The organism is Terriglobales bacterium (assembly GCA_035764005.1).
In the GTDB taxonomy this organism is placed as follows: domain Bacteria; phylum Acidobacteriota; class Terriglobia; order Terriglobales; family Acidobacteriaceae; genus Gp1-AA112.
Genome location: DASTZZ010000030.1, coordinates 1 through 5468, shown reverse-complemented (window position 1 = coordinate 5468; position 5468 = coordinate 1). Strand labels below are relative to the sequence as shown.

The 5468-nt window shown below is 56.4% G+C and carries 8 protein-coding genes; 4 read left to right on the top strand and 4 right to left on the bottom strand.

The features are described 5' to 3' along the window. Positions 1-77: 77 nt before the first annotated feature. A complete protein-coding gene (locus tag VFU50_05260) occupies positions 78-545 on the bottom strand; it encodes a hypothetical protein (GenBank protein ID HEU5232247.1) in 468 nt (155 codons plus the stop codon). Beyond that, positions 542-1831 (bottom strand): diaminopimelate decarboxylase, encoded by a 1290-nt coding sequence (gene lysA / locus VFU50_05255; GenBank protein HEU5232246.1) that lies wholly within the window; start codon positions 1829-1831, stop codon positions 542-544. The genes VFU50_05260 and lysA overlap by 4 nt, the downstream gene beginning before the upstream one ends. A 350-nt stretch (positions 1832-2181) precedes the next feature. On the opposite strand from lysA, the gene VFU50_05250 reads away from it, so the two are divergent. After that, entirely contained in the window at positions 2182-2715 is a 534-nt protein-coding gene (locus tag VFU50_05250) for a DinB family protein (GenBank protein ID HEU5232245.1), read from the top strand. Positions 2716-2892: 177 nt separating this feature from the next. Here the strand turns inward: VFU50_05250 and VFU50_05245 are convergent, their stop codons facing one another. Continuing rightward, complete coding sequence (locus tag VFU50_05245; protein HEU5232244.1) at positions 2893-3468, bottom strand: TetR/AcrR family transcriptional regulator; 576 nt, start codon at positions 3466-3468, stop codon at positions 2893-2895. A gap of 127 nt (positions 3469-3595) precedes the next feature. On the opposite strand from VFU50_05245, the gene VFU50_05240 reads away from it, so the two are divergent. Then, a complete protein-coding gene (locus tag VFU50_05240; GenBank protein HEU5232243.1) occupies positions 3596-4120 on the top strand; it encodes a hypothetical protein in 525 nt (174 codons plus the stop codon). 76 nt (positions 4121-4196) lie between these two features. Here VFU50_05240 and VFU50_05235 read toward each other — a convergent pair whose 3' ends face one another. Then, positions 4197-4604, bottom strand: a complete 408-nt coding sequence (locus tag VFU50_05235; protein HEU5232242.1) for a putative toxin-antitoxin system toxin component, PIN family — start codon at positions 4602-4604, stop codon at positions 4197-4199. Between the two features lie 11 nt (positions 4605-4615). Here VFU50_05235 and VFU50_05230 point away from each other — a divergent pair, with 11 nt between their 5' ends. Further along, positions 4616-4846 (top strand): hypothetical protein, encoded by a 231-nt coding sequence (locus VFU50_05230; protein ID HEU5232241.1) that lies wholly within the window; start codon positions 4616-4618, stop codon positions 4844-4846. Positions 4847-5008: 162 nt separating this feature from the next. Continuing rightward, on the top strand, positions 5009-5468 hold a 460-nt coding region (locus tag VFU50_05225; GenBank protein ID HEU5232240.1), incomplete at its 3' end, for a DUF2891 family protein.

Genomic DNA, 5468 nt, shown 5'->3' with positions numbered 1-5468 from the left:
GAAGAGTATAAGGCATAGGGAAATCGGGTGATCGGGAGATCGGTTCATCGGGTGATCTGCAACTCTACCGATCGCACTTACGCAGCTCCGCTCTTGCCGGTCCAGTCGCCGAGAAGAGGAATCTCGCCGCCCGGATCAGCGGCTTCGCGAGCGGGTTGAAAAGCGAACTGCTGGTCTTTACGGAAATAAGGAGAGATCAAACTCCAGGTTTCAAATCCACTGCCAGATACAGTGATAAAGATCGCTTCGGCGGGCGATTCGGCCAGACTGCCCCAGCCTGCCCCTTCCAGGCGAATGTACGATGTCGTTTCCTCGAGATAGACGTCATTCACCGTAATGATTGCCGAGGCGTTCTGAGAACGCGCTACGCCCATCATTTCAGCGTAGAGTTCGTCACGCTCCTCATCGCTCTCAAATTCAAGATCGAAGATGAGGTTCTCCCCAGGTGTGATGACGACCGCAGTGGGATTGAGGTGGCCCTCGTTGCGGAGCGATTGCTGCGCTTCGGCCAGCAGTTCGTAAGCGAGAGCCTTGAGGTCCGTCATAAGCAATCCAGTTCGGGAGTGAGCATGTCCTTCAATTGTTCGCGACGGCGCACCAGGCGAGCACGTTTTCCCTCAACCAGCACCTCCGCAGCGCGTGCCCGCGTGTTGTAGTTCGACGCCAAGGACATTCCATAAGCTCCGGCGTCATAAACGCAGAGCAAGGAACCGGGCGCGACGTCGGGAAGCGGAACATCACGGGCAAGAAAGTCGCCGGTTTCGCAGATCGGGCCGCAAATGTTTGAAGGACCCGGCGAAGAACCGAGGTCGCGCAAGTCCGCCGGCACGATCTCATGGCGAGCGTTGTAGAGCGATGGTCGCAGCAGGTCGTTCATGGCGGCATCAACAATGGTAAAGCGCTTCGCACCATTCTGTTTCTGGTACAGCACGCGCGTAATCAGAGCGCCGGCTTGGGCGATGATGAATCGTCCCGGCTCTAGCAGAAGATGCGGACGGTTTCGCTTCAGCCGTCGCAAAGGCTCAGTTACGGCTTCCGCATAGCGGCGGGCAAGAGCGGTGTAGTCCTCCGCCTGTTTGCTGTTGTAGGAAATGCCCAACCCTCCCCCGGCATCCAGGAAGCGGATTTTGTGACCATCGGCCGCGAGTTGTTCAATCAACTCAACAGCACGTTCGACGGCGAGACGGAACGGAGCAACGTCAGTAATCTGCGAGCCGATGTGCAGGCTCACGCCAGCCATACGAAGATAGCGATGCTGCGCAGCTACGCGACAGAGCCGCCGCGCTTCAGTAATGGGAACACCGAACTTGTGTTCCCGCAGTCCGGTTGAAATGTACGGATGAGTCTCGGCGGGGACGTCCGGATTCACACGAAAAGCGATAGTTGCACGCTTGCGAAGAGAAGCGGCGCAGCCGGCCAGCACCTCGAGTTCCCCTTCACTTTCGATGTTGAAGAGCAGAATGCCACTCTTAAGCGCAAAACTCATTTCCTCAGCGGTCTTGCCAACGCCCGAGAAAACCACACGCTTCACGGATGATTTGCCGGCGATTCGCACGCGCTCGAGTTCGCCGCCTGAGACAATGTCAAATCCCGCGCCGAGCCGCGCCAGCAGACGAAGAATGCTAAGGTTGGAGTTGGCCTTCACCGAATAGCAGAGCGTATGTGGGGCAGCGCGAAAAGCGCGATCGAGGAGCGCGAAACGGTCGCGAATTGCAGAGGTGGAATAAACATACAAAGGTGTTCCGAATTTCTCAGCGAGCGAGAGAACCGGGACGCCCTCACAATACAATTCGTGATTTTTGTAGAGGAAACCTGGAGCGCGACTGAGCATGTGAAAGTGGGATTTTAGCAGGAGCGTTACAGATCACAGATCCTGCCGCCCCAGCTTCGCTCTTCCGAGCAGAAGCCGTTAAGAAGAGGAATTGCGCTTTTTGTCCTGCTCATCAACAAACTTGTCCCAGCCTTCGAACTCATCACTGAGCTCCATCCCCTTAAGCATATCTACCGCCTTGACCTCCAAGTGATGCCTCAAAGGTGGGCGATAGAGGCTTCTTGGGAGACGCGCTGAGTGCCAACAGTCAATTGCCAATTGCTATTTGCCAACTGCTCGCTCGTTGACCTCACTTCAGATCGACCGTCTAAGCAGAGAAACTGGATCCCCAACTGAAAGGACCTTTGCAAATGAAGAACTGGATCTTGTGCCCGCTCATGCTTCTGGCGATAAGCTCCTTCGCTCAACAACCTGCGAAGCAGAAACAGCCGCCCACGCTCAAGAGCATCTTGCTGACGGAACTGCGCGAAACCCATAACCAGAAGAACTGGTTTGTTTCCGCTAAAGAGGCGACTGCAGAGCTGACAGCGGAACAGGCTGCCTGGTCAGACGGTAAGAATCATTCTGTCGGTCAGCTCGTTGCACACCTGGTCTTCTGGAATTCCGTCAACCTCGCCGCCTTCAAGGGCGAGCACCCGCAGCAGCCGGCCGACAATAACGACACTTTCAAGTTCGATCCTCAGCAGTGGGACGCAACTCTCAAGCAACTCGACAAGGTAATGAGCGAACTCGAAAGCTTTGTCGAAAGCGCCGACGACGCAACCCTCGCCAAGATCGCGCCCAACGTCGCTCGAATCGCCGAGCACAACGCCTACCACATTGGAGAAATGATCGCCGTCCGCAAGGAGCACGGGATGTGGAACCCGGATCTCGGCGTGAAGTAGCCTTTTGATTTATGGCCGATTTTGCTTGCTTAGCTTTGCGGCCGTTGCGCCCTTTGCGGTGACTCCGCGTCGGCTGCGCTCGCCTGCGTTGACTCCTTTGTGTCCCTTCGTGTCCTTTGTGGTTAAAATCCGCGCTTATCCGTGTTCATCCGCGGTAAGGTGTTTGCCAATACGGAATCAGAAACTCCGCAACAGAAACTCTCTTGTGCTCGCCAGAAACTTCTCCCGTGCTTTCGGATCCGTCATCATACGGGCAATTTCAACGGCGCCGACCATGGTGGAAAAGATCACAAAAAATGCGCGCTCTTTATCCCCAGTTCGCCTGCCCGGCATGAACTGCAACATCCGGTCTTTATAGTTCATCATCTCGGCGAGCACTTGGCCCTTCTTCTGCTTCCCTCCTCGCGCCAACTCAGAGGCAAGAGCCGCCAGAGGACAGCCGCGCTCCGGATGATCACAATGTCCCCCGCTCAGGTATGTGTTCACAATCGCCTTCCAGGCCGATTCAGGCCGCGCCTGCTCCGCATTCTTCACCAGCAAATCCACGACTTCCCCGAACGCCTCGCGCAGCGATTCCCGCAGCAGATCGTCTTTGCTCCGAAAATGTTTGTAGAAGCCTCCGTGGGTCAGGCCGGTGTCGCGCATCACGGCTGCTACTGCCGCACCATTCAGGCCTTCGGATCGGATGCGCCGGGCCGCGTCCTTCACGATCTTCCGGTGGGTTTCCGTTTTGTGCTCAGGTGGGTAACGCATTGCTTCTATAGGATGCTGCAAATCATCCTACGCTGCAACTTTCTCCCTCAAGAAAATCTGAATCCATAGGATGATCACGATAATCCTATGCCGAGGAATCACTTCTCGACTTTGAAAGGAGTCACACATGTCGCCGGAAAACATTTTCGACATACATCTTCTCTTGGGTTACGTTGCATGGCTGCTTGCCTTCCGTGTCTATGGCTGGCCCAGGCTCAAAGCAATGGACGGATTCGAAGCCCACCGCGCCATCGCTACACTGCACAGCTTTCGCTTCTTCGGGCTGGTTTTTCTCATTCCCGGAGTGGTTGGTGCAAACCTCCCTGCCGGCTTTACCAGGTTCGCCGCCTATGGCGATTTCGCCACCGGAGTGCTTGCCCTGCTTGCGCTTCTCACCGTAAGGATTCGGCCCCTCTTTTGGTCGTTGGTCGTCGCCTTCAACGTCGTCGGCGCCATCGACATCCTCGTCGACTACTATCACGGCGTCCAACTCAATCTCGGCGCAATATCGGGGCAGCTCGGCGCAACTTACGTGATCCCGATCATCTATGTCCCCTTGCTGATGATCACGCACGTAACCGCGTTCTATCTGCTGCTTCGTCATCAACGAACGACTGCTCCGGCTCTGCTCCGCGATCCAGTCGCATCGTAGGAATCGAAGTATGCCCACCTATGACTCCCCGATGCTGCCTCGGGGAGTTTCAACGAGATAGTGAAGGAAGGTGAAGTCAGCTGAAGCGGTCAAGGAAGTCGGCTGGGGTGCAAATGAGGACTCGGTGGCTCCCGCGCAGCGGCTTGAAATGCTTTATGTTGCCCGTGACCAGAGCATCGGCCGAACCAGCGATTGCGACTTCCAGAAAAGGCAGGTCATCCGCGTCCGGCAGGATCACGCCCGCCGCGGTCACGGCAGAGATGCGCTCCCCCGCGAACTCAATGAAGTCGAGCAGCGTCTCCACATCTTCACGCGGAAAACTGAAAACCGGCCGCATCAAGACCTCCCGATATTCGCCCATCGTGCGATCGTCAAACAGGAGTGAAATCTGTTCCGCAAGAAGCGCGTCCATGATCCGTCCGGGAGCGCCATGCGGATTGATGATGCCGGACACCAGCACATTGGTATCAATCACCACTCTCATCAGGATTTTCGATGGGAGCGAACGGCACGAATTTCAGCTTCAATTTTCGAGGACGGGCTTCGCTGGACGCCTCGGCGTGCCGCCTCTCTCCGCATGCGGGACAAGGCACGTTGGGCTCTGGCCTGCCGCACTACCCGGGTAGTTTCCTCGAGATCATCTTCTTCCACTCCAATAAGCACGGCGACTGGCTTGCCATTGGCAGTCAGGACAAGGTCCTCTTTTTGTGCCAATTTTCTGATTAAACCCGGCTGATTCCGCAGGTCCCTCGTACTGACAAACTTCATTAAGTCCTCTCAGGTGTAGCCAATATTGCTACAATATAGCTACAATATGGCTACAGTCAAGATCCATTGGAAACCCGCCACGCCGCTCTGAGGGAACTCGCCGTGTTACATTGTCCCGCGATGCAAACATCGGCCCTGCTGCTTCTCGCCACTCTCCTGAGCGCCTTTTTACAACCGGAACCTCAGCTTCACTCGTCCCAAACCTCCCCGCCAAATTCAACGGCTTTCGATGTCGCTTCCGCCACCCGTTTTGCCGACCTCGCTCTCGCCTGCGTGCACAAGGAATATCCCAACAAGATCGCGCATGCCATGAACAGCGATGCTGACGTCGCCCCGCCGCGCAAGCTCACGCCCGCTTTTTACGGCTGCTATGACTGGCATTCGTCCGTCCACGGTCACTGGTTGCTGGCGCGGCTCGCGCGGACGTTTCCCAAGGCGCCGTTCACGCCACAGGCACGCGCGGCATTGCAGCAGAACCTGACCAAAGAAAATATCGCGCAGGAAGTCGCGTATCTGAACCAAGACGGGCGCGCCAGCTTTGAACGGCCTTACGGATTGGCATGGCTTCTGCAACTCGGAC